The sequence below is a fragment of the Amaricoccus macauensis genome (assembly GCF_049800915.1).
GTDB lineage: Bacteria > Pseudomonadota > Alphaproteobacteria > Rhodobacterales > Rhodobacteraceae > Amaricoccus > Amaricoccus macauensis_A.
This window is the reverse complement of the sequence record NZ_JBNAFY010000003.1, coordinates 225,519-249,032: the sequence shown is the minus strand read 5'-3', so window position 1 is coordinate 249,032 and position 23,514 is coordinate 225,519. Positions and strand designations below refer to the sequence as shown.

23 protein-coding genes are annotated in these 23,514 nt (G+C 65.4%); 16 read left to right on the top strand and 7 right to left on the bottom strand.

Going from position 1 to position 23,514, the window contains the following annotated elements:
• The first annotated feature begins 3 nt into the window (after positions 1-3).
• The 3 genes from ccmE (at position 4) to ACP15W_RS08905 (ending at position 1,824) form a co-directional block, all read left to right on the top strand.
• Complete coding sequence (gene ccmE / locus ACP15W_RS08915; protein WP_424932525.1) at positions 4-474, top strand: cytochrome c maturation protein CcmE; 471 nt, start codon at positions 4-6, stop codon at positions 472-474.
• A gap of 130 nt (positions 475-604) precedes the next feature.
• Positions 605-1,216: a holin-associated N-acetylmuramidase gene (locus tag ACP15W_RS08910; RefSeq protein WP_424932524.1), complete on the top strand. Its 612-nt coding sequence runs from the start codon at positions 605-607 to the stop codon at positions 1,214-1,216.
• The gene (locus ACP15W_RS08905; protein WP_424932523.1) at positions 1,207-1,824 is read left to right on the top strand and encodes a holin family protein; all 618 of its coding nucleotides are present in this window, start codon (positions 1,207-1,209) and stop codon (positions 1,822-1,824) included. Before ACP15W_RS08910 ends, ACP15W_RS08905 begins: the two co-directional genes overlap by 10 nt.
• A 6-nt stretch (positions 1,825-1,830) precedes the next feature.
• On the opposite strand, the gene ACP15W_RS08900 is transcribed toward ACP15W_RS08905, so the two are convergent.
• A complete protein-coding gene (locus tag ACP15W_RS08900; RefSeq protein ID WP_424932522.1) occupies positions 1,831-2,082 on the bottom strand; it encodes a DUF1127 domain-containing protein in 252 nt (83 codons plus the stop codon).
• Between the two features lie 195 nt (positions 2,083-2,277).
• On the opposite strand from ACP15W_RS08900, the gene ACP15W_RS08895 reads away from it, so the two are divergent.
• From ACP15W_RS08895 to ACP15W_RS08885, 3 genes are all read left to right on the top strand, one after another.
• Positions 2,278-2,916 (top strand): glutathione S-transferase family protein, encoded by a 639-nt coding sequence (locus ACP15W_RS08895; protein WP_424932521.1) that lies wholly within the window; start codon positions 2,278-2,280, stop codon positions 2,914-2,916.
• Between the two features lie 97 nt (positions 2,917-3,013).
• Positions 3,014-4,999, top strand: a complete 1,986-nt coding sequence (locus tag ACP15W_RS08890) for a heme lyase CcmF/NrfE family subunit (protein ID WP_424932520.1) — start codon at positions 3,014-3,016, stop codon at positions 4,997-4,999.
• Between the two features lie 4 nt (positions 5,000-5,003).
• The gene (locus ACP15W_RS08885; RefSeq protein ID WP_424932519.1) at positions 5,004-5,465 is read left to right on the top strand and encodes a cytochrome c-type biogenesis protein; all 462 of its coding nucleotides are present in this window, start codon (positions 5,004-5,006) and stop codon (positions 5,463-5,465) included.
• Here ACP15W_RS08885 and ACP15W_RS08880 read toward each other — a convergent pair.
• On the bottom strand, positions 5,462-5,575 hold the full coding sequence (locus tag ACP15W_RS08880; protein WP_424932518.1) for a VOC family protein: 114 nt from the start codon (positions 5,573-5,575) through the stop codon (positions 5,462-5,464). The genes ACP15W_RS08885 and ACP15W_RS08880 overlap by 4 nt on opposite strands.
• A 458-nt stretch (positions 5,576-6,033) precedes the next feature.
• Between ACP15W_RS08880 and ACP15W_RS08875 the strand changes: the two genes are divergently transcribed.
• The 3 genes from ACP15W_RS08875 to ACP15W_RS08865 all read left to right on the top strand — a co-directional run bounded on the left by ACP15W_RS08875 (position 6,034) and on the right by ACP15W_RS08865 (position 10,939).
• Positions 6,034-8,586: a mechanosensitive ion channel domain-containing protein gene (locus ACP15W_RS08875; protein ID WP_424932517.1), complete on the top strand. Its 2,553-nt coding sequence runs from the start codon at positions 6,034-6,036 to the stop codon at positions 8,584-8,586.
• A 239-nt stretch (positions 8,587-8,825) separates the two neighbouring features.
• Positions 8,826-10,064 (top strand): glycosyltransferase, encoded by a 1,239-nt coding sequence (locus ACP15W_RS08870; protein ID WP_424932516.1) that lies wholly within the window; start codon positions 8,826-8,828, stop codon positions 10,062-10,064.
• A gap of 110 nt (positions 10,065-10,174) precedes the next feature.
• On the top strand, positions 10,175-10,939 hold the full coding sequence (locus ACP15W_RS08865; RefSeq protein ID WP_424932515.1) for a helix-turn-helix domain-containing protein: 765 nt from the start codon (positions 10,175-10,177) through the stop codon (positions 10,937-10,939).
• A gap of 29 nt (positions 10,940-10,968) precedes the next feature.
• Here the strand turns inward: ACP15W_RS08865 and ACP15W_RS08860 are convergent, their stop codons facing one another.
• Together ACP15W_RS08860 and ACP15W_RS08855 are read right to left on the bottom strand one after the other, a co-directional pair.
• A complete protein-coding gene (locus ACP15W_RS08860; protein ID WP_424932514.1) occupies positions 10,969-11,496 on the bottom strand; it encodes a nuclear transport factor 2 family protein in 528 nt (175 codons plus the stop codon).
• Positions 11,497-12,024: 528 nt separating this feature from the next.
• A complete protein-coding gene (locus ACP15W_RS08855; RefSeq protein ID WP_424932513.1) occupies positions 12,025-13,071 on the bottom strand; it encodes a fasciclin domain-containing protein in 1,047 nt (348 codons plus the stop codon).
• Positions 13,072-13,316: 245 nt separating this feature from the next.
• Between ACP15W_RS08855 and ACP15W_RS08850 the strand changes: the two genes are divergently transcribed.
• A complete protein-coding gene (locus tag ACP15W_RS08850; protein WP_424932512.1) occupies positions 13,317-14,153 on the top strand; it encodes a bifunctional allantoicase/(S)-ureidoglycine aminohydrolase in 837 nt (278 codons plus the stop codon).
• Positions 14,154-14,187: 34 nt separating this feature from the next.
• Here ACP15W_RS08850 and ACP15W_RS08845 read toward each other — a convergent pair whose 3' ends face one another.
• Entirely contained in the window at positions 14,188-15,594 is a 1,407-nt protein-coding gene (locus ACP15W_RS08845; protein WP_424932511.1) for a calcium-binding protein, read from the bottom strand.
• A 212-nt stretch (positions 15,595-15,806) separates the two neighbouring features.
• Between ACP15W_RS08845 and radA the strand changes: the two genes are divergently transcribed.
• The 4 genes from radA to ACP15W_RS08825 all read left to right on the top strand — a co-directional run bounded on the left by radA (position 15,807) and on the right by ACP15W_RS08825 (position 19,974).
• Positions 15,807-17,180, top strand: coding sequence for a DNA repair protein RadA (gene radA, locus ACP15W_RS08840; protein WP_424932510.1), 1,374 nt, complete (start codon positions 15,807-15,809; stop codon positions 17,178-17,180).
• An 11-nt stretch (positions 17,181-17,191) separates the two neighbouring features.
• Positions 17,192-17,758 (top strand): CvpA family protein, encoded by a 567-nt coding sequence (locus tag ACP15W_RS08835; RefSeq protein ID WP_424932509.1) that lies wholly within the window; start codon positions 17,192-17,194, stop codon positions 17,756-17,758.
• Between the two features lie 87 nt (positions 17,759-17,845).
• On the top strand, positions 17,846-19,300 hold the full coding sequence (gene purF, locus ACP15W_RS08830; RefSeq protein ID WP_424932508.1) for an amidophosphoribosyltransferase: 1,455 nt from the start codon (positions 17,846-17,848) through the stop codon (positions 19,298-19,300).
• Positions 19,297-19,974, top strand: a complete 678-nt coding sequence (locus tag ACP15W_RS08825) for an SDR family NAD(P)-dependent oxidoreductase (protein ID WP_424932507.1) — start codon at positions 19,297-19,299, stop codon at positions 19,972-19,974. Before purF ends, ACP15W_RS08825 begins: the two co-directional genes overlap by 4 nt.
• Here ACP15W_RS08825 and ACP15W_RS08820 read toward each other — a convergent pair.
• On the bottom strand, positions 19,940-20,875 hold the full coding sequence (locus ACP15W_RS08820; protein ID WP_424932506.1) for a DMT family transporter: 936 nt from the start codon (positions 20,873-20,875) through the stop codon (positions 19,940-19,942). The genes ACP15W_RS08825 and ACP15W_RS08820 overlap by 35 nt on opposite strands.
• A gap of 127 nt (positions 20,876-21,002) precedes the next feature.
• On the opposite strand from ACP15W_RS08820, the gene ACP15W_RS08815 reads away from it, so the two are divergent.
• On the top strand, positions 21,003-21,674 hold the full coding sequence (locus tag ACP15W_RS08815) for a bifunctional transcriptional activator/DNA repair enzyme AdaA (RefSeq protein ID WP_424932505.1): 672 nt from the start codon (positions 21,003-21,005) through the stop codon (positions 21,672-21,674).
• Here ACP15W_RS08815 and puuE read toward each other — a convergent pair.
• On the bottom strand, positions 21,571-22,989 hold the full coding sequence (gene puuE / locus ACP15W_RS08810; RefSeq protein ID WP_424932504.1) for an allantoinase PuuE: 1,419 nt from the start codon (positions 22,987-22,989) through the stop codon (positions 21,571-21,573). The genes ACP15W_RS08815 and puuE overlap by 104 nt on opposite strands.
• A gap of 106 nt (positions 22,990-23,095) precedes the next feature.
• Between puuE and uraH the strand changes: the two genes are divergently transcribed.
• Positions 23,096-23,449, top strand: coding sequence for a hydroxyisourate hydrolase (gene uraH, locus ACP15W_RS08805; protein WP_424932503.1), 354 nt, complete (start codon positions 23,096-23,098; stop codon positions 23,447-23,449).
• The last annotated feature ends 65 nt before the right edge of the window (positions 23,450-23,514 follow it).

Below are 23,514 nucleotides of genomic sequence, written 5' to 3'. Positions count from 1 at the left end.
GCCATGGGCATGGGGCTGAAGAAGAAGCGCAGGATGCAGCTTGTCGGACTGGGAGCGGTGATGCTCGTGGCCGCGACCGGGCTCGTGGGATACGGCATGCGAGACGGCATCGAGTTCTTCCGCAGCCCCTCGGACATCGCCCTGGACCCGCCAAAGCCCGGCGAGCGCTTCCGCATCGGCGGACTGGTCGAGGAAGGCTCGCTCACCCGCGGGGACGAGGCCCACGCCGTGAAGTTCACCGTAACCGACGGCGGCGCCGAGACGGACGTGACCTTCGAGGGCATCCTGCCGGATCTCTTCCGCGAGGGGCAGGGGGTGATCGCCACCGGCAGCCTCGAGAACGGCGTGTTCGTGGCCAGCGAAGTTCTCGCCAAGCACGACGAAAGCTACATGCCCAAGGAGGTCGCTGACGCGCTCGAGGAGCGCGGCCTCCTGCGCCACGGCGGCGGGGTGAACCCCCAGCCCGAAAGCTAGGCCAGAAGCCCCTCGATCGGAATGGCCGCGCCGAAGAGGCGCGCGCTGTGGCATCCCACGGCGATAAACCGCATTTTAGTTCAATCGTGTCAAAGTCGCGCCATTTCCATGAAGGTCAGGGATTGGCGAAATGCATTCCGTAAACGAGATCGCGGCAGAGATCGTGCGCCGCGAAGGGGGGTATGTGAACGACCCCGACGACCCGGGTGGGGCGACCAACTTCGGTGTCACCATCCACACCATGCGTTCCCTCGGCATCGACCTCACCGGCGACGGCCGGGTGACGACCGCCGACGTGAAGGCCCTCAGCCTCGAACAGGCGATCGAGATCTACGTGAACCACTACTTCCACGGCCCCCGGATCAGCGAACTGCCCGATCCGCTCCAGGCGAGCGTCTTTGACATGCAGGTCAATGCGGGCGCCAATGCCGTGCGCATCCTGCAGGGGCTCACCGGATATTTCGGCCAGTCCCTGACCGCTGACGGCCAGATCGGCCCCAAGACCGCCGCAGCGGTCGAAAAGGCCATGGCAGCCGCACCGGACCATCTTGTGGACGCCTACGGCATCGCCCGCCGCAACTACTACTACAAGCTTGCGGACCGCCGTCCGGCCAGCCGGAAATATGCCCGCAGGCGGGACGGTGGCAAGGGCGGCTGGATCGTGCGGGCCGAGGAGTTCATCGCGCCCCGCTTCCATTTCACCCGCGAACAGCATGACGAGAGGACAGCAGCATGGGACTGATAGGACGCGTCGTCGGCCTGGGCCGCACCGCAGAGCAGATCGGGGGGGCCGTGGGTGGTGTGGCTGAGGTGTTTGTCGGGAACGCCGCCGAGCAGGACCAGGCCGATCTCGAGCGGATCAAGGGCACGCTCGATCAGTACAAGGCCGAGTATTCACGGCCGCCGCTGGGGCCCTTCGACCGCTTCGTCGAGGGCCTCAACCGTCTGCCCCGGCCCATGCTGGCCATCGGCACGCTTCTGCTGTTCGTCTATGCAATGGCCGATCCGCAGGGCTTTTCCGAACGGATGACGGGCCTCAATCTCATCCCGGACCAGCTCTGGTGGCTGCTCGGGGCGATCGTCTCGTTCTACTTTGGTGCGCGCGAACTGCACCATTTCCGCACCCAGCAGAAGGCACGGCCCTCGAAGACACAGGCCATCACCAAGACGCTCTCGGTCACGCGTTCCAGTGACGGCGCCGAGCCGACCCCGCTCCTGGGATCGGTTTTCCAAAACGCCTCGTTCGGCAGCACCGGCAGCGAACCCGCCGTGGAAGTCCGGGCATCCGACCCGGAATTCAATGCCGCCGTGGAGGAATGGCGCGTGAGGTCAGGCGCAAGGCAGCCCTGAGGTGCCTCAGGCCTTCACGCCGCCATAGGCTTCTTCGCGGGCAATCCGCGGGATGTCGCTGCGAAACAGCTTGAGATCGGCGAGGTCGGAATCGGAAAGAAGCGACAATTCGCGGCACACGCGGGCATAGATCTCGCGACGGCGGCGCGCTTCGGCCCGGTCCCGGCGAAAGCCATCGAGCCATGCGTCGATCTTGGCGAAGACAGCCGGTTTCAGCGAGGTGGTGCGGGTGCCGTGTTCGAAAGAGGCGATGCTCATGTGGTGCATCCTTCCATCTGAATATCTGCGTTGCTCCATACATAGGCGAATGCTGCACCTGCACAATTTCCGTTTCGGTAGGGCTGGGATGCGGAGGGCGCATGGCGGAACAGGGCCGGGACCGGGGCAGGGGCCGCTTTACCCGGCCCGGCACATTTGGCAGTCTTCGGGCGTCTCCCCTCTTCCGGCGGTCCCATGACAGACATCCTTCTCTACGGTCACCCCGAGTCCGGCCATGCCTGCAAGGTCGCCCTCGCGCTGTCTCTGGCCGGGGTCGATCACCGCACCGTGCTGGTGGACATCTGGGCCGCCCCGGAAAGCCGCCCGGCGGAATTCCTGGCCGCGAGCCCGCTTGCGGAGGTGCCGCTTCTCTTGATCGACGGCGAACCCTTCTTCCAGTCCGGCGCGATCCTCATGGAGATCGCCAGCCGCTTTGCCTGCTTGGGCGGGGAGACGGCGGGGGGTCTGCGCCGCGGGCGCGAGCTGCTGATGTGGGAGGCAAACCGCATCGGAATGTGCCTGCCGCAGCTTATTGAATCGCGCCGCACGCAGGATGAGCCGCGCCGCGTGCCGGAGACGGAGCCACTTGCGCGGGCGGTGGAGTGGCTCAAGGGGCGCTACGATGTCGATTGCGCCCGGTTCGCACAACTCCTCGGGGCCGGGCCGTTCTTCCACGGGCTTGGCCCCGGCATCGGCGATTGCGCCATCTGGGGCTATGTCCAGTGGCTCGAGAAGGCCGGCGTCGAACCGACCCCGGTGATGTCGGGCTGGATCGCAGCCATGCGCGCGCTTCCCGCGATGAAGACGCCCGAGGCGTTCTTTATGGACGCCTGATCTCTTCCGCAACACGCAGGGTCTTCCACCTTAGTTGATTTGATCCCGCGGGAAATCTTGAGCATAAAGCCCGGGCTGCCAGCATCGGAGCCCGCGCATGATCGTCGAACTTGGGCACATCGCCCTGATCCTCGCCTTCCTCGTCGCCGTCGTGCAGATGATCGTGCCGATGATCGGCGCAGACCGTGGCTGGTCGGACTGGATGCGGGTGGCGGTGCCGGCCGCCAGCGTGCAGTTCGCGCTGACCCTCGCGGCATTCCTCGCGCTCACCTATGCCTTCGTCGTCTCCGACTTCTCGCTCAGGCTGGCGGCCGCGAATTCCCATTCCCACAAGCCGCTGCTCTACAAGATCACCGGCGTCTGGGGGAATCACGAGGGCTCGATGATGCTCTGGATGCTGATCCTGACGCTCTTCGGTGCCATGGTCGCCTGGTGGGGCAAGAACCTCCCCGACGGGCTCAAGGCCCGCGTGCTCGCCGTGCAGGCCTCGATTGCAGTGGCCTTCTTCGCCTTCATCCTGCTCACGTCGAATCCCTTCCTGCGGCTCCCGAACCCGCCGCTCGACGGCAACGACCTCAACCCGCTCCTGCAGGACCCGGGCCTCGCCTTCCATCCACCGTTTCTCTACCTCGGCTACGTCGGCCTCTCGATGGCCTATTCCTTCGCCATCGCGGCCCTGATCGAGGGCCGGGTCGATGCCGCCTGGGCACGCTGGGTGCGGCCCTGGACACTGCTCGCCTGGGTCTTCCTCACGCTCGGCATCGCGCTCGGCTCGGTCTGGGCCTACTACGAGCTCGGCTGGGGCGGCTGGTGGTTCTGGGATCCGGTGGAGAACGTGAGCTTCATGCCCTGGCTCATCTCCTGCGCGCTCCTGCACTCGGCGATCGTGGTCGAGAAGCGCGACACGCTGAAGAGCTGGACGATCCTCCTCGCCATCCTCGCCTTCTCCTTCTCGCTCATCGGCGCCTTCATCGTCCGCTCGGGCGTGCTCACCTCCGTCCACGCCTTCGCCAACGACCCCGAACGCGGCGTCTTCCTGCTCTGGATCCTCGCGGCCTTCATCGGCGGCTCGCTCACGCTCTACGCCTGGCGCGCACCCATGCTGCGCTCGAACTCGGTCTTCTCCGCCACCAGCCGCGAAAGCGGGCTCGTCTTCAACAACCTCCTGCTGGTGGTCGCGACCTTCGTGGTGTTCTTCGGCACCATCTGGCCGCTGGGTGCGGAGCTCTTCTTCGGCCGCAAGGTCTCGGTTGGCGCACCCTTCTTCGACCTTGCCTTCACCCCCTTCATGGTGGCCCTCGCGGTGATCCTGCCGCCCTTCGCCATCCTGCCCTGGAAGCGCGGCGCGCTCGGCAAGGCCATGCAGCCGCTCTGGGGCGTGCTCGCGCTCTCCATCGCCCTCGGCGCGCTCGTCTGGGCGCTCCAGACCGGCGGCTCGATCCTGGCGCCCATCGGCATCACGCTGGCCGTCTGGCTCGTGGGCGGCGCTGCCATGGACCTCCTCTCCCGCGCGAAGCTCGGCAAGGCGCCGGCCTCCGAAACCCTGCGCCGGCTGGGGAACTTCCCCCGCGCCGAATGGGGCAAGGCGCTGGCCCACTCCGGCCTCGGCGTCACGATCTTCGGCATCGCCTGCATCACCGCCTGGGCGCAGGAAGACATCCGCGTCGCCAATCCGGGCGACACGTTCGAGGTCGCGGGCCATACCCTGCGGCTCGAGCGGATCGAGCAGGGGCAGGGACCGAACTACGAGTTCCAGCGCGCCCATGTCTCCATCCTCGACGGGGGCAACGTGATCGCGACCGTCACCCCCGAAAAGCGCGTCTACCCCGTCCAGCGGATGCCCACGACCGAAGCCGGCATCGACCGCAGCGTCACCCGCGATGTCTACGTGGCGCTGGGCGACGCGCAGGAGGGCGGCGGCTGGGCGCTCAGAACCTACGTGAAACCCTTCGCCAACTGGATCTGGGGCGGGGCGCTGCTGATGTCGATCGGCGGCGTGGTCAGCCTCACCGATCGCCGCTACCGGGTCGGCGCGCCCAAGCGGGCCGCCCGTCCGCCGGCGGCTGCGATGCCAGCGGAGTAAGCCCATGCGTCGCCTGATCCTCGCCCTCTGCCTCACCCTCGCGCCGCTTATGGCCCAGGCGATCCAGCCCGACGAGGTGCTCGACGATCCCGAGATGGAGGCCCGCGCCCGCGCCATCACCGCCGAACTGCGCTGCGTCGTCTGCCAGAGCGAATCCATCGACGAATCCAATGCCGAGATCGCCCGTGACCTGCGGCTTCTTGTGCGCGAACGCCTCGTCGAGGGAGACAGCGATGCCGAAGCCATCGATTTCGTCGTCGACCGCTACGGCGAATATGTCCTGATGCGCCCGCCCTTCTCGGCCTCGAACGCGCTGCTCTGGCTCTCGGGGCCGCTCTTCCTGCTGTTTGGCGGGGCCATCGCCGTGGCCTTCATCCGCTCCCGCGCGAACTCCGCGCCCGTCAGCCCCGCCGCGCCGCTCTCGGAAGAGGAACGCAGACGCCTTGAGGGCCTGCAATCCGACTAAGCCTGTAAAGAAACCGGTTTGAGCGGCAGGCCGAGAAGATCGCAGTAGAACTTCTTCGATTCCTCGATATCGGTGACGCGCACCATTGTGTGGAGATATTTGATCTTCATATTGCGTATCCCCTGCGGTAATCCTCTACTGGTAGTGGCACAGCGATTGGCGCTGAGCGCTTTCACAAAAGGAAGAGATCATGTCTCAAGGACCACCAGACTTCAGCCTGTTCGAGATCGCAGCTGAGCTTGTGCTCATTGCGATCAAGATCATCGAATACGTTTGGCCACGTATCCGATGATCTGATCCGACCTGGAAACTGATGTTCCAAGACTGTCAACATTCTCTGTTTGGAACGTTCAGGGCTTCAGGTCAACAATTGAACGCGGAAACCGGTCCTGTCGTATGTCGGTGCTCTTCGGGGCATCGATATGCGACAGGCACAATTGTGTTTTCCCTTCCTCGCAGGGGGGCACCGATCGCGCCACGGGTCAACCGGCCAAATGCCGGTTTCTGTGGACGTTTCGCCGCCTTCCGGCCAAGATCGGCCCAAGGGAGAAACAATCATCGGCGCGACATGAAGAGATTGAACTGGCGAGGCGCGCGCGGCGCCGTCTTCGTGCTTGCACTGGCCTGTCTCCTGATAGGGTCGCAACCCTCCCATGCCCAGCAGAATACGAACACGGGCGAAACCGGCGCGGCGGAACAGGCCGAATCCATCGGTGGCGAACTGATCGAGACCCTGCGTGAGGGCGCAGCCACCGCCACCGGCACATCCCGCTCGCAGGGTCAGGCATCGGAGGAGCCGGCCGAGACCTCTGGCGAGACACAGGAAACGACCCGGGAGCCCGCCGATTCCGGCACCGAGCCGCAAGACCCGCCGCCGGAGAACGCGGAGGAGCCGCAGCCCTCGAACGAAACGGAGCAAGCCTCCGAGCCCTCGGAGGAGGACACCGCGGCCCAGGACGCCCCCGCGGAAGATGGCACAGCCGAGGACACCGCGACCGAGGAGGAGGGCGCCACAGAGGATGAGGCCCGACCGGCCCAGGATTCCATCGGCAACCGCCTGATCCAGTGGTTCGAGGAGCGCACGACCTCGGGCCTCCGCTCCTTCACCTCGGACCTCTCGGTTGCGGGCGCCCGGTTCCGGGCCCTTGCCGCAGCCGACGCCGAGGATCTATCCGCCATCGCCGCGCTGCTCCCAAGCCTCGCTCTGCTCGCCGGGGCGGGCATCGGGCTGGCATGGCTCACGCGCCTCGCGGTCCGCCCGTTCCTGCGCTGGCTTGGCGAAAGGTCGAAGGAGGTGGGCCCGATCCGCAAGCTGCTGATCGGCCTCGTTGGTGCCGCCATCGACCTTGTGGCCATGATCTTCGCCGGGATCGTGTCCTTCGTGCTGGCGAGCGCCCTGCGCCCGGACAGCGAAGCGGAAACCCTGCTCAGAACGAGCTTTTTGGCCGCCTTCATCGTCGTCTCGTTTCTCATCATCGGCCTGCGTGCCTTCTTCAGCCCGGCTTCGCCCCACATGCGCCTCGTCCCGTTCGAGGATTCGACCGCGCGCTCCTGGACCTTCCACGCCTCCGTGGTCATCGCCTTTCTCACCTTCAGCGAGGTCTTTGCCGCCACCGTCATCGGGGAGGTGACCCGGCCCATTCTCGGCCAGGCCGTCGTCATGCTCATCAACCTCGCCGTCCTGGCCCATGTCGCCACCCTCGTCCTCGTTCATCGCGAAACGCCCATCCAGCACGTGCAGAAGCGCGTTGCGGAGAGCGAGGAGGATGTCGGCCTGCTCGCGCTCTCGGTGGTGGTGCCCTACTGGCACCTCGCCGTCTTTGCCTATCTCGCGTTCTTGGCCCATCAGGCCCTGACGGAAGGCGGGCATGGGGTGCCGGTGCTCGTGTCGTCCTTGCAGATCGCCGTCGCGCTTGCGCTGGGCATGGCCGTGATCCGCTACCTGCGAAAGGTCGGGGAGGAGGGCCTCCGGCTCCCGCCCAATGCCCGTGCCGCCTTCCCGGCGCTCGAGACGCGGATCAACGCCTTCATGCCGGTGCTGATGCGGCTCCTGCGCTGGACCGTCATCGTGATCTGGACAGCCTTCGTGCTTCAGACCGTGGGCGTGATCGCGCTCTGGGACTGGATCGAAACCCGTTTCGGGATCGACATTCTCGGCACCGTCACCAGCCTGATGCTGATCGGCTTCCTCGGCCTCGTCGCCTGGTTCGCCATCACCGGCTGGATCGACTACCGGCTGACACCCCATCATGCGCGCGAGCCCTCGGCGCGCGAACAGACGCTACTCGCGCTTCTGCGCAACGCCTCGCTGATCGCCATCCTGCTCTTCGTGCTCATCACCTCGCTGGCCGAGATCGGCGTCAGCATCGCGCCGCTCCTGGCCTCCGCCGGTGTCGTCGGGCTCGCCATCGGTTTCGGCTCGCAGAAACTGGTTCAGGACATCATCACCGGCGTCTTCATCCAGTTCGAGAACGCGATCAACGTGGGCGACGTGATCGAGGCGGGCGGCAAGACCGGCGTGGTCGAAAAGCTGACGATCCGCTCCGTGAGCCTCCGCGACGTGTCCGGCGTGTTCCACGTCATTCCCTTCTCCTCCGTCGATCTCGTCTCCAACCACATGATGGGCTACGGCTTCCACGTGGCCGATATCGGTGTTGCCTATCGCGAGGATATCGACGCCGCCCGCGAGGAGATGCTCGAGGCCTTCGCCGACATGCAGAAGGACCCGGAATGGTCCACCAAGCTCCTCGGCGACATCGAGTGGTTCGGGGTGCAGGAACTGGCCGACAGCGCCGTGATCCTGCGCGCCCGCCTCAAGACCCGCGCGGGCGAACAGTGGGGCGTGGGCCGGGCCTATTCCGAGCGGGTGAAGAAGCGCTTCGACGCTGCCGGGATCGAGATCCCCTTCCCCCATCTCACGCTCTGGTTCGGGGAGGCCAAGGAGGGCGCCCCGCCGCCCGCGCATGTGAGCCTCGCGGGAGCAGGCGCGCCGCCGGCCCAACCGGCCGGGAGCGACCGCAACGGCGTCGTCACCCGCCAGACCGTCGATCGTCACGAGCGCACGGATGCCGATGGAGACGATGGCAACGACGGGTCAGGCAGCGCGGAGGACGAAACCTGAGTCTTTCGGTTGCCATACCGTTTCCATATCGAAACCATATCGATTCCATACGCGGTTTTCGGGCGGTTCTGGCCGTTTGAGGCGGATTGTTCCCTGGGCGTTTGCATCTCGATGCGATTGCTCTAGCCTGCGCCCGAGGCTTGGAACGTAATCCGGAGTGATCATGAGCAGAGCGCGAAGAACGGCCCCGCGGGCGGGTCTTGCGATCCCGGCATATGGTGGGTCAAGTGGCTGAAAACATGGCAAGAACCCCTCGCGTTCTCTTCATTCACGACAATTTCCCTGCCCAGTTCGGCCGCTTCGGCCAGTGGCTTTCGGGCCTCGGCTGGGAGGTGTCCTTCGCCACCGCCGCCAAGGATGTCTCCGCCGATGGCATCCGGATCTTCAACTACGCCCCCCATCGCGAACCCGCGAAAGAGACCCACCCCTACGCCCAACCGATGGAAAAGGCGGTCATCAACGCCCAGGCCTTCGCCCGCGCCGCCCTCGCGGAACGCAAGGAGGGCTACCGCCCGGACCTCGTGGTGGCCCATACCGGCTGGGGCGCGGGGATGTTCTCAAAGCAGATCTTTCCCCAGGCCCGCTTCATCGCCTATTGTGAATGGTGGTACCGCTACCCGGGAAGCGATGTGGTCTATCTCGCTGAACTGAATGGAGAAAAGCCGCCCTCCAATGTCGAGGGGGCCATCGTCGAGCAATCGAGAAACGCGCCGATCGCCATGGATCTCTCGGCTGCAAGCGCCGCGATCTGCCCCACCGAGTTCCAGGCGCGGCAGTTCCCGCCGGTCTTTCGGTCCGCGCTGTCGGTCATGCATGACGGGATCGACACCGCCTATCTCTGCCCGGATGCGGAGGAGCGCCGCTCGACCCTCGACGGGCTGGTCGCCGAAGATGCCCATGTGGTGACCTACGCCACCCGTGGCATGGAGCCGCACCGCTGCTTCCCGCAATTCGTCGCCGCCCTGCCGGCGGTCTTCGAGGCGGACCCGAAGGCCGTGGCCGTGATCGCGGGCGAGAACCGCGTGGCCTACGGCAGCACACGCCAGCGCGAGACCGACTGGAAGGAGAAGGCCCTAACGGACGCAGGCGTCGACCGCTCGCGGGTCCGTTTCACCGGGCGTCTCCCCTACGGCGAATACCGCAGGCTCCTGCGTCGTTCGGATGCCCACGTCTACCTCACCGTGCCCTTCGTGCTCTCCTGGTCGATGCTCGAATCCATGAGCATCGGCTGCGCCATGGTGGTTTCCGACACGGCGCCAGTGACCGAATACGCCTCGGAGAAGAACGCTCGGCTGGTGGATCTGCGCAAGCCCGGCCACCTGGCTGAACGGATCATCGAAACCCTGAAGGATGCTTCGGGCAGTGCCTCCCGTCGCAAGGCCGCCCGCGACAAGATCAAGGCCAAGCTCGACATGCCCGATCTCTACCACGCCAAGGCGGAGCTTTTCGCCAAGGTGCTGAAGAGCGTCAGCGGCTAGGTGCGAGCCTTCCGTCACTGTCCGCGATCACCCGAGCCGAGATGGCGCTTTCCCGCAGACAGCCATCTCGTTTGAGTTGAAAGCCTGCTCGGAAGGCGTATGATCGAGCCATGGCACAGGTTCATTCAAACGCTGGTGTCCTACCTCCGGGCGGAGGCTTCTACGCGCTTCCGTCCCTCTCCCTCGGCATCTTCCGCAACGACCAGCCCACGCATCATTTTTCGCATGCGTCATCCGCGACAGCCCATGTACCGCTGATGCGCAACCAGGGCTGGCTGCTTCCGGCGGGAAGCGACGGGATCTGCTCCTACGACGCCTCGCTGGAAGTGGTGTTCGTGACCGTCGATCGGCGCATTCTGGAGGATTTCGGATGCCCCACCGATGTCGCTTTCGATGCAATCATTGGAGATCTGGACCCGCTCGTTCTGCAATTGAGCCTCGCCCTGAGTGATACCGCTGGCGCCGCGCGGGAGCGGATCTACCGGGAAACCATGCAGAATGCGCTCGCCGCGCAGATCGTCCAGACCATCATGCCGCTGCCTCCACTGCATCTCGGCATGGAGGACAGGCGCCTGCGCCGGGTCCTCGAATACATCCACGACAATCTTGCCACCGACCTCTCCATGACCGTGATGGCCGATCTGGCGGCCATGAGCCCGTCCCATTTCGCGCGATCGTTTCGGAAGGTCGTCGGAATGTCGCCGCTGCAGTATATCATCGCGACGCGGCTTGACATGGCGGCGCTGCTCTTGCGCACGACCCGCTTTTCCGTCTCGGAGGTGGCCTGGCGGGTCGGCTACCAGGACATGAGCCGTTTCGCCATGCATTTCCGCCGCAAGTTCGGTGCGACACCTGCGGAATACCGACCTGAATAGGGGGCCGTGTGCGGCAGTTCCCGCCGGGTTCAGTCCGCCTCTCTGGCCTCCGCCACGCGCGCACGTGCGGTCTGCGCAAGATCGCGGTCCCCGGCTTCCCACTGGATCACGATTTTCATGAAAGCGATCAGCCAGCGCGTGCCGGACCGGATAAGGACGAATTCGTTGTGGCCGCCCAGCGCCCAGCACTTGTCACCAATGCGATGGATCGCTGCGAACTCGGCCAGCACATGTGCCCGTAGGGGATTGATGCTGACCACCTCGTGATTGACCACCAGATGTTCCGTCAGGTCGAAACCGGGCATGAAGCTTCTGAAATGCGCCACGATGTCTTCGGCACTCAAGGTCACGACCATGCCTCCGGGGAAGCTGGTGCGATCCATGATGACGGTATCGGCGAAGGCGCTGAGTACGCGATCGAAGTCACGGGAATCGACCCCTGCGGTAACCGACAGAATGGTCTCGCTGATCGCGGCCTGTTCCTCGGGCGGGATTTCCACCTTTCTTGCGGTCGCGACCAACGGGTCGCGGTTCGACACAACAAGTCTGGGATGCATCAAACGCTCCTGCGCCTTTCGCCTAGCCTCAAATTCCTGAACCTTTGGCGTTCAGGAGCCACTTGTCCGACGCCCTGCCTTCACAATCCGGCCCCGACCATGTCGTTCTCCGGAGCAGGCCACGATGGTGAGGGGGGATTGCCATCGTGGTCGCTCCGGAGTTGCCGCGAAGCCTCCGGCACGGTCTCGGATCTGGTGGGCCCATGGCCGGCGACACACCACCGAACCCCGTTGGAGAGGAAACGGTTCTGATGGCGGTATGTTCCGTAATTGGAGCCATGCGTCTGATCCAGGTCTGGAACCGTGCGTTTCGGTTCGAGACTAGTATGCCAAGAGACGCGGCAAGTGATAGGCGCGTTTCCTGCCATCTGATAGGTGATTCCCGTCTTCCTGCACAGAAAGTGCAGTTTTGTGGAAATTGAACATTTTACATGCATATTAAAAACGATGCAGCTCGCCGAGACGCATGGTCTGCCGCTTTGTTGGGCGACCGCAGACCGCGACCGCCCGGAATATCTGCCCGAAAGATCAGGCGAAGAGGAAATCGCCCTCGTCGAGATCGTGGCTGCGCACCGCCACGAGGCAGAGCCGGTCGCTGTCGCCCAACTCGACCTTGGTGCCGAACCAACGCCCGCTGATATCGATGTCGTCGAAGCTCTCGATGCCCTCGTAACCCGACAGGTCGATCTTGTCGCGGCCCTCCTGGAAGCCGACGATCGTGTCGTGCCCGCTACCTGCCTCCAGAACGAAGGTGTCGCTGCCCCGGCCACCGGCCATCCAGTCGTTTCCGGTTCCGCCCTCGATCATGTCGTCGCCACGACCGCCATAGATCGTGTCATGCCCGCTTTCGCCGAGCAGGATGTCCTTCCCGCGTCCGCCGGAAATGCCGTCGTTGCCGCTGCCCCCGATCGCGACATCCTTGCCGGACCCGGCAAAGATGAGATCGTGGCCGCCGTTCCCGTCGACAAAATCGGCCCCCTTGCCCGTGCGGTAGTAGTCACCGTCCCCATCTCCGATCAGGAAGTCCGTGTCGGGCTGGGAGAGGATCGCGCTCACCGCCACGGGCAGGAGCACGCCGTCCAGCACATGGATTACGCCGTTGTCCGCGTCCACGTCGAAGCCGATCAGCGCCGGGTCGTCGAGGCCGGGATCGAGATCGATCAGCCCCGGAACGCTCAGGTCCAGCGTCACCTCGCCGCCCTGCAACGTTCCGATCGCAGCACCGTCGCCCAGCGCCACCACGTCGTCCTTGAAGAACGCGCCATCCACTACGTGGTAGGTCAGCACCTGCTGCAAGAGCGGGATCGGATCGCCACCGCCGAGTAGCGTCAGCGCATCGACGATATGGCCGAGCGACCCGGCTTCGTCCGAGCCCTCATAGCCGAGCGTCTGGGCTAGTCCCACGAAGGCCGCATCATTGGGGGCAAAGACCGTCAACTCCGCAGCCGGGTCGCTCAGCGCTTCCGCGAGGCCCGCCGTCAGCACCGCGTCGCGCAGCAGATCGAAGTCATTTCCATTGTCGTCATAGCCACTGGCACCACTGACCTCGACAACCGTCTCGACTATATTCGCCATGGGTTCCTCCCTGTTTCGGCGTTTGTCACGCAGGGCCAGATTCACCGGTCGTTAACCAGCTTTCCTGACCTTGCAATGACTTACGCCCCGCTCGTGCCTGCGGATCAGCGCCCCGGATCACGAACGCGTTGCCGGTTCGTGAGCAGTCGGGGCGCCGCGCGCGCCAGGCCGGGCACAAGGTTGAACTCACGGGTCCGGCTGGTCTAAGCCGTTCGGGTCAAAGATCACTCCAGGAAAGCGGGACCATGCCCAGGCACAAGTATTTCCCCACGGTCGGCGGGCTGCCGCCCCAGTCCCAGCTTCTTTCGGGCCGCGCCGTGTTCCGCGACACCCATGCCGTCATTCCCAAGGGCGTGCTCAGCTACATCACCGCGAGCCGCCTGCCGCATTGGAACCAGACGCTGGCCTGGGTGCTCGCACGGCCCCTCTCGGGCTTTGCCGAGACCTTTTCGCAGTATCTCATGGAGGTGCAGCCGGGCGGCGGCAGCGACACGCCCGAACCCGAAGCGAGCGCGGAAGGCGTGCTGTTCCTCATGGAGGGCGAGCTCGATCTCACCATCGAGGGCAAGAAGCACCGCATCGTTCCCGGCGGCTACGTGTTCCTGCCGCCAGGTTGTTCCTGGGCGCTGCGCGTCCACGGCCAGGTGCCCGCGCGCTTCCACTGGATCCGCAAGCGCTACGAGGCAGCCGAAGGCATCGACCTGCCCGAAGTCATCGTCTCCAACGACAACGATGTCGAACCCGAGGTCATGCCGGACACGGACGGCAAATGGTCCACCACGCGCTTCGTCCACTGGTCGGACATGCGCCACGACATGCACGTCACCATCGTCAACATGGAGCCGGGCGCGGTGATCCCGTTCCTCGAAACCCATGTGATGGAACACGGGCTCTATGTGCTGGAAGGCAAGGGCGTCTACCGGCTCAACGACGAATGGGTCGAGGTCGAGGCGGGCGATTTCATGTGGCTCCGCGCCTTCTGCCCCCAGGGGTGCTACGCCAGCGGCCCGGCCACCTTCCGCTACCTGCTCTACAAGGACATGAACCGCCACCCCCAGCTTTCGCTCGGGTCCGGTCTCTGACGCGATAGGAAGGTCGCACGGACCGGCTGCGCGGTCACAGGATGAAGTCCGCCGCGCTGTAGTCGCTCGCGGCCACCTCCTCGCCATCCTCGATCAGGATCTCGAAATCGACGCCTCTTTCGCTGTTGTTCTCGGCGCGCACGAGCGTGTTGCCGCTGCCGTCCTCGACCGTCCAGATATGGCCCACGCCCCGACCGCCGAAGGTGAACGCCTGGTCGCTGGTATCGCCCGCGCCGGTCCAGTTCGCGTCGATCCGCGAGACGTCGATCACGTCGCCCGCCGCCGCGCCCGGATTGTCGAAGGCGATGCCATAGTCGGTGCCGACTATCAGACCACCTGACCCGGCAACGATCTTGTCGTGCTGGTCTGCGCCCGGTCTCGACTCGCGGGCGTAGTCAAAAAGGAACGTGTCCCGCCCGGCATTCCCGTGCAGTAGATCCTGGCCATTCCCTCCCACCAGAACATCGCGACCAGCGCCGCCTTCAAGCTGATCATCGTCATCCTCGCCGAAAAGCCGGTCATTGTTCTGATCGCCAAAGAGGTTGTCACCACCCGCGCCGCCGAACAGGAGATCGTTCCCTTCGAAGCCGAAGATGAATAGATCGGTGCCGTCCGAGCCGAAATAGGTGTCGTCGCCCGTCCCAAGGTTGACGTTCAGGTTATCGTATGACGCCGCACCGCGGCTTTCGTCCCCCTCGAGGAGGAAGCGTTCATCTCCACGAGCGGAGACGGTATCGTTCCCGGCCCCCATATCGACCACGGATTCTACCCCGCCCGCCAGATAGAGCGTGTCGTCGCCGTCGCCGGTGCGATACGCCTTGTAGCCCCTGTCGCCGTAGATCACGTCATCGCCGGACCCGGTCGTCAGGGTATCGAAGCCGCCGAAGATCGCGTGGGTCATCTGGGGATGATAGAGTCCGGCCTCGCCCCCATGAAATTCATCCAGAATGTCCTGATCGTATGCAACGATGAACAGGTCGGCGTTCACCTCCCGAAAATCCAGATAGTCAGAGGGGTCCGAAAAAATCATCGTGCGGCCATTCGCCGTGCCGAATTCGGTGTATTCTCCGCCGATGACGCGAACCGTATTGTCGCCGCTGCCGGGGTTGATGCGGTCTCCCTTTCGGCTGACGATCGTGTCGTCGCCACCTTGCCCGTAGATGACGTCGCTGCCACCGCCGCCATCAATGATATCATCGCCCCCGCGCGCGAAGATGTAATCCGTTCTGGAAGTAGGCCGACCCGAGTATGGAGACACATCGACCTCCAGCGGAACCCAGACCGGTTTGAATGTGCCGCTGCCGAAGTCATAGTCGAGCCGGTAATGTCCGCCGCTGGCTTCCCATTTCCATGCCGAAACACTGGGGGACATCGGGGTCCAGGGATCCCAGCTGATCGTCTCGTCGGCGGATGTTCCAAAGAAGCGGTAGGTCGTCGGCATGGGGCAAACCTTTGGTGATCTGAAAACATCAATTCTGACAGGCGTCTGAAGCGTCGAAGCCAGTCTGCATCCCTGCCGTTCCGCGTCCGTGACAATTCGCACTCACGCGGGTGTCACGCATCAGGGCGCGCCCCATAGGTCGATGGCCCTTGCGCCTGAACGCCGCCGCACCCTACATCTGTGCGCCCACGCCTCAGCTGGAGCGATCCCCCATGAGCCGCCGCGCGAGTTTCGTCTGTTCCGAATGCGGAGCGACCCATGCCAAATGGTCGGGCCGCTGCGATGCCTGTGGCGCGTGGAACTCCATCACCGAGGACGCGGGCCTTTCCGCTTCCGGCCCGGAGAAACGCAGCCTCGGGGCTTCGCGTGGTCGCAAGGTCGAGCTTTCAGACCTCTCGGTGGAGGATGCCGAACTGCCGCGACACACCAGCGGCCTCGGCGAACTCGACCGTGTGCTCGGCGGCGGCATCGTACCCGCCTCCGCCATTCTCGTCGGCGGCGATCCCGGCATCGGCAAATCCACCCTGCTCCTGCAAGCCGCGGCCGCGTTTGCGCGCTCGGGCCAGACGGCGATCTATGTCTCGGGCGAGGAGGCCGCCGCCCAGATCCGGATGCGCGCCGCCCGGCTCGGGCTGAAGGACGCACCCCTCAAGCTCGCGGCCGAAACCAACCTGCGTGACATTCTCACCACGCTGGAGGCCGAGCGCCCGCAGCTTGCCATCATCGATTCGATCCAGACCATGTGGGCCGACAATGTCGAAAGCGCGCCGGGTGCGGTGAGCCAGGTCCGCGCCGCCGCCCATGAGCTGACCACCTTCGCCAAGCGCCGCGGCGTGGCGGTGATCCTCGTGGGCCACGTCACGAAGGAAGGCCAGATCGCCGGCCCCCGCGTCGTGGAGCACATGGTCGACACCGTGCTCTATTTCGAGGGCGAGCGCGGCCACCAGTTCCGCATCCTGCGCGCGGTCAAGAACCGCTTCGGTCCGGCGGACGAAATCGGCGTCTTCGAGATGACGGGGCAGGGCCTCTCCGAGGTCGCCAACCCTTCGGCCCTCTTCCTGTCCGAGCGCGGCGCACCGGTCTCCGGCTCGGCCGTCTTCGCGGGCATCGGTGGCACCCGCCCGCTTCTGGCCGAGATCCAGGCACTCGTCGCCCCCTCGGCGCCCGGCTCGGCCCGGCGCAATGTCGTGGGCTGGGACGGCGGGCGGCTCTCCATGCTGCTGGCCGTGCTCGAATCACGCTACGGCATCGGGTTCGCCGACCGCGATGTCTATCTCAACGTGGCGGGTGGCCTGCGCGTCAACGAGCCGGCCGCCGATCTCGCCGTGGCCGCCGCGCTGATCTCGGCGCGCCAGGACATTCCGCTCCCGCGAGAGACGGTCTATTTCGGCGAAGTGAGCCTTTCGGGCGAGCTCAGACCGCCTGCCCAGTCGGGGGCGCGGCTCAAGGAGGCCGAAAAGCTCGGTTTTTCGGCAGCATCGGTGCCCCGCGGCGTGAAGGCCACAGCCAGTAACTCTCTTGCGATCGACATGGTTGCGGATCTCGGCGCATTCATAGAGAAGGGGTTCGGGGCGATCGACCGATAGGCAGGACGGGCATGACCGGTTTCACAATCGTTGATGGTGTGGTTTTGGTGGTCGTGGTGTTGTCCGCCGTGCTCGCCTATTCACGCGGATTCTTGCGCGAGGTTCTATCCATCGTGGCCTGGGTCGCGGCTGCGGTCTGCGGCTTCGTGTTCGCCCCGGCCGTCGAGCCGCTCGTGCGCGAGATCCCGATCCTGAGAGACATCATCGGCACGACCTGCGAACTGTCGATGCTCGCGGCCTTCGCCGCCGTCTTTGCCGTGGCGCTCGTGATCGTCTCGCTCTTCACCCCGCTGCTCTCCGGGCTGGTGCAGAATTCCACGCTCGGCCCGGTCGACCAGGGCCTGGGCTTTCTCTTCGGGGTCGCACGCGGGCTTCTGATCGTCATCATCGCGCTCGTGGTCTACGATACGGTGATGGGCGTCGATGGCGGCGTGCCGCAGGTCGACAACAGCCGCACCCGCGAGATTCTCGCGAATGCACAGGAAAGTGTCGCGTCCATGCTCCCCGAGGAGGGGCCGCAATGGGTCGCCAGCAAGTTCACCGCCCTCACGGATAGTTGCAACGCGCCCGGCGCCTGAACGGCAACCGGCATCATGACAGGCTCGTGACATGGCGGGCCGACGCGACTATACGAGAGGCGAGGCCACAAAAAAGGCGAATCCTACATGTCCTTTCGTGCCAATCCCTTTGACGATGACAAGCTTCGCGAGGAATGCGGGGTCTTCGGCGTCGTCAATGCCAAGGATGCAGCGAATTTCGTAGCGCTGGGGCTCCATGCGCTGCAACACCGCGGCCAGGAGGCCGGCGGCATCGTCACCTACGACTCCGAGACCGGGTTCAACTCCGCGCGCCGCTTCGGCTACGTGCGGGACAACTTCACGTCCGCCAAGCTGATGGAGACACTCCCGGGCACCATCGGCATCGGGCATGTCCGCTACTCGACCGCCGGGTCGAAGGGCGCCCAGATCCGCGACGTCCAGCCGCTCTTCGCCGAATACCAGATGGGCGGCTGCGCCATCGCGCACAACGGCAACCTCACCAATGCCATGGCGCTGCGCGAGGAACTGATCGGCCGCGGCTCGATCTTCCAGTCGAGCTCGGACACCGAATGCATCATCCACCTGATGGCCCGCTCGATCCAGCGCTCCATCACCGAGCGGATGAAGGATGCGCTGCGCCGGGTCGAAGGCGCCTTCTCCATCGTCGCCATGACCCGCTCCAAGCTGATCGGCGTGCGCGATCCGCTGGGGGTGCGCCCGCTGATGCTGGGCCGGATCGGCGAGGGCTGGATCCTGTCTTCGGAAACCTGCGCGCTCGATATCGTCGGCGCGGAGTTCGTCCGCGAGATCGAACCGGGCGAAATGGTGATCTGCAACGAGGACGGGGTCGAGAGCGTCTTTCCCTTCGGCCGGCAGAAATCGCGTTTCTGCATCTTCGAGCATGTCTATTTCTCGCGTCCCGACAGCATCGTGGGCGGCCAGTCAGTCTATGAAACCCGCCGGCGCATCGGCGTGGAACTGGCCCGCGAGGCTCCGGTCGAGGCCGATCTCGTCTGTCCGATCCCCGACAGCGGCACGCCGGCCGCCATCGGCTACTCCCAGGAATCCGGCATCCCCTACGCGATGGGCATCGTGCGCAACCAGTATATGGGCCGCACCTTCATCGAGCCGACGGAGCAGATCCGCAACATGGGCGTGCGCCTCAAGCTCAACGTCAACCGCGCGGTGATCGAGGGCAAGAAGGTGGTCCTTGTCGACGATTCCGTCGTACGCGGCACCACCAGCATGAAGATCCGCGAGATGGTGCTCGACGCGGGCGCAGCAGAAGTGCATTTCCGCATTGCCTCGCCGCCCACGGTCTGGCCCTGCTTCTACGGGGTCGACACGCCCGAGCGCGAGAAGCTGATCGCGGCGACCATGTCCGAGGAACAGATCCGCGACTATCTCGGCGTCGACAGCCTGCGCTTCGTGAGCCTCGACGGCCTCTACCGCGCCTGCGGCAAGGAAAAGGGCCGAAATGACAAGCGTCCGCAGTTCTGCGACGCCTGCTTCTCCGGCGACTATCCCGTCACACCTGCCGACCGGATCGCCTCCGGCTTCCAGCTCAAGGTGTCCGCGTGAGCGAGACCGACCGGCAGATCGCTCTCGTCACCGGCGCGAGCCGGGGGCTGGGCTATGCCGTGTCCCGCGCACTCGGGGCTGCGGGCTGGCATGTGATCGCCATGGCGCGTACCGTGGGCGGGCTCGAGGAACTTGCCGACGAGATCGAGGCGGCGGGCGGGCCACCGCCGACGCTGGTGCCGCTCTCGATGACCGACGATGGCGGGCTCCAGCGGCTCTGCCTTTCTGTCTACGAACGCTGGGGTGCGATCGATCTCGCCATCCATTGCGCGGCCCATGCGCCGCCGCTCTCGCCCGCACCGCATATCGGCGAGAAGGATTTCGACCTCGCCGTCGATGTGAACTTCAAGGGCACCAAGCGGCTCGTCACCTTCCTGCAACCGCTGCTGACGGTGCGCCCGGGCGGTCATTTCGTATATGTGAGCGACGCACGGGCCGGCCAGCCCTTCTTCGGGGCCTATGGCGCCTCCAAGGCCGCCGCCGATGCACTCGTGCGAAGCTGGGCCGAAGAGACGGTTCGCATCGCGCCGCGGGTCTCGATCTTCCAGCCGGAGCCGATGCCCACGGCTCTGCGCGCGCGCTTCTATCCCGGCGAGGACACCTCGAAGCTGACGCCGTGCGCGACCGAAGCCGAGCGCCTCATTCAGACGATCGGCCTGCTGCAGTCGGCTTGAGCCGCGTCAGCAGCCGAAAGACCCGCCCGTCGATCGCCAGCAGACCCAGCCCGATCAGCGCCATGCCTGCGAAATGGCGGGGCGCCAGCGCCTCGTCGAGAAAGACCCGTCCAAGCAGGATGGCACTTACCGGCACCAGAAGCGTCACGAGCACCGTATTGACCGCACCGGCCCGCGCCAGCAGCCGGAAATAGACCACAAAGGCCACAGCGGTCGATAAGAGTCCCAGCGCCAGCACCGCGCCAATGGTGCGCGGGCCGGGCATTGGCAGGCCAAACGGGCTGTCCGTCAGCAGAGCCACGGGCGCCATCAACAGCGTGGTTGCCGCAAGCTGCCCGAAAGCCACTTGCGGCGCGCGCAGTCCCATCTCGCGAAATCGTCGCCCATAGGCACTGGCAAACCCGTAGGAAAGCGCCGCGCCGAGACAGGCGAGCATCCCGAGCGCCGCAGCACCCAGACCGCCCCCGAGCGCGGCCGGGCCGAAAAGCACCACCACACCGAGGAAGCCGAACAGGATGCCGACTGCCTTGCCGGGCGCCATGCGTTCATCGGCCAGCGCGAAATGCGCGATGATGATCGAGAAGATCGGTGTCGTCGCATTGAGGATCGAGGCCAGCCCGCTCGGGATCTGGGTCTGGGCCCAGAAGATCAGGCTGAAGGGCACGAAATTGTTGAGAAAACCCATGATCGCGACAGCCGCCAGCACCGGGCCTTGGGAAAGCGCACCCGGCCCTCGCCAAAGCGCAATTGGGGCAAGCGCCAGGGCCGCGATCCCCGTCCGAAGCACCACCATGGTCAGCGGCGGAATGTCCCGCACCGCCACGGCGGAGAAGAAGAAGGATCCGCCCCAGAGCAGGGACAGGAGGATGAGCAGCCCCCAATCGCCCGAAGTCATCCGCATCAGCCCGGCCTTTCAACGGTGTTCCCGAGCCCGGCATAGACGACCGCGCGCCTGGCGTCTCGCCATTTTCGGACCCGATCATCCCGGCCCGCTCGCGCGCAGCGCTCGCTTGCGCTAGTCTTTCCCCATGCTCGATTTCGACACCTGCAACCAGGCCCGGCTGCGCCGCGATCCCGCCTATGACGGCCTCTTCTTCATGGCGGTGCGCACCACCGGGATCTACTGCCGCCCGGTCTGCCCGGTGAAGGCGCCGCTCACCCGCAATGTGAGTTTCTTTCCTTCCGCCGCCGCGGCGGAAAAGGCGGGGTATCGCCCCTGCCTGCGCTGTCGCCCCGAGACCGCACCTTTTTCGCCGGCTTGGAACGGCACGCGCTCGACCGTTTCCCGCGCGCTGCGGCTGATCGAGGCCGGTGCGCTCGATGGTGGTTCGGTCGCGGATCTGGCCGCAAGGCTCGGTCTCGGCCCGCGCCACCTGTCGCGGCTCTTTGCCCGCCACCTCGGTGCAAGCCCTGCGCAGGTCGCGCGCACCGCACGGCTTCACCGGGCCAAGCGTCTCCTGAGCGACAGCGATGCGCCGCTCGCCGAGATCGCCTTCGCCTCCGGTTTCGGCAGCCTGCGCCGGTTCAATGCGGCCTTCGCCGAGCTTTATGGCCGCCCGCCCTCCTCGATCCGGCGCTCGAGCCAGAAGGGAGCGCTCACCCCGGCAGCAGCGCCGTCAGCCGATGTTCGGCAATGCGCTCCACCTGGCGGCAGGCCTCCGCGAACTCCGTCTCCGGATCCTGCTCGACCCTGCGCTTGAATGCCTCGAGGATCGACGCCTTGTCGTGGTCGCGCACCGCGATGATGAAGGGAAAGCCGAATTTCGCCATGTAGGCATCGTTGAGCGCCGTGAAGGCGGCCTTTTCCTCATCCGTGAGCGCATTCAGCCCCGCAGAGGCCTGCTCGGCGGTGGATTCCGCCGTCAGCCGCTTGGCTTCCGCCAGCTTGCCCGCGAGATCGGGGTGCGCTTTCAGGACGCCCAGCCGCGCGTCGCGCCCCGAGAGGCGAAACACCCGCGCCATCGCGGAGGCAAGCCCTTGGGCCGTGTCATGGGCCGGCCCCAGTTCCAGCGCCCAGGTGCCCTCCGCGATCCAGGGCGAATGCTCGTAGATGCTGCCGTAAGCCGCCACGAAAGCCTCCAGCGGCATTTCCGATGGCCGATCGTAGTGCTGCGGCGGGTGCTCTGCGGCCCAGTGCTCGGCAATGTCGATGCGCCGCGCGAACCACACTCCCTCGAAGCCCTTCGCGTAGTCGATGAACCGCTTGAGCGCCAATGCCCGCCCGGGCCGTCCCACCAGTCGGCAATGCAGGCCGATCGAGAGCATCTTCGCCGCCCCCGCCTCGCCCTCGGCATAGAGCGCGTCGAAACTGTCCTTGAGATAGGTGTAGAACTGCTCGCCGGTGTTGAACCCCTGGGGCGTGGCGAACCGCATGTCGTTGGCATCGAGCGTATAGGGCACGATGAGCTGATCCCGCTCCCCGAACCGCGACCAGTAGGGCAGGTCGTCGGCATAGCTGTCGGCCACATAGGCAAAGCCGCCCTCTTCGGCGGCGAGACGCACGGTATTGGCCGAACAGCGCCCGGTATACCACCCCCTGGGCCGTTCGCCCGTCACCGCCTCGTGCAGTGCGATGGCCTCCTGCATGTGCGCGCGCTCATCCGCCTCGCCGAAGGCCTTGTATTCGATCCATTTCAGCCCGTGGCTCGCGATCTCCCAATCGGCGGCCTTCATCGCGGCAACCTGCGCCGGCGAGCGTGCCAGCGCGCTTGCCACACCATAGACCGTGACCGGCACATCCGCCCCGGTGAAGAGCCGGTAGAGCCGCCAGAACCCGGCCCTCGCGCCGTATTCGTAGATCGATTCCATGTTCCAGTGCCGCTCGCCGGGCCAGGGGGCCGCACCCACGATTTCCGAGAGGAACGCCTCCGAGGCCTCGTCCCCGTGCATCACGGCATTCTCGCCGCCTTCCTCGTAATTGATGACGAATTGCAGCGCGATCTTCGCGCCCCCCGGCCAGCGCGGATCGGGTGCATCGGAGCCGTAACCGTGCATGTCCCTGACGTAACGCTTCATATTCGCCTCCACTCCACTCGACGCCGCACACCGAAAACATGTGATCGCATTTCCTTTCGCGGTGCAATACGCTCGGACCACCGGAGCATCAACCAAGGGGGCAGACATGGCAGGCTATCTCACCACACACGTGCTCGACGCGGCGCGCGGAACACCGGCAGCAGGCATGGCGGTGAGCCTCTACCGCATCGAGGGCGAAACGCGCACGCTCTTGAAGGAAATGACCACCAACGACGATGGGCGCACCGACAGCCCGATCCTGCCCGAAGCCGAGTTCGCGACCGGCGAATACGAACTTGTGTTCCAGGCCGGCGCATATCTCGATGCAATCGGCGCCCCCGGCGAAAGCCCCCGCTTTCTCGACGTGATCCCGATCCGGTTCGGCATGGCCGAGCCTCTGCACTATCACGTTCCGCTGCTTCTCTCGCCATACAGTTTCTCGACCTACCGAGGTAGCTGAAATTTCAGGCAGTTGCCTGCTGCACTGCGGGGAAGGGCTTGGCAGCGGTTTCGCTGCCGCCCCAT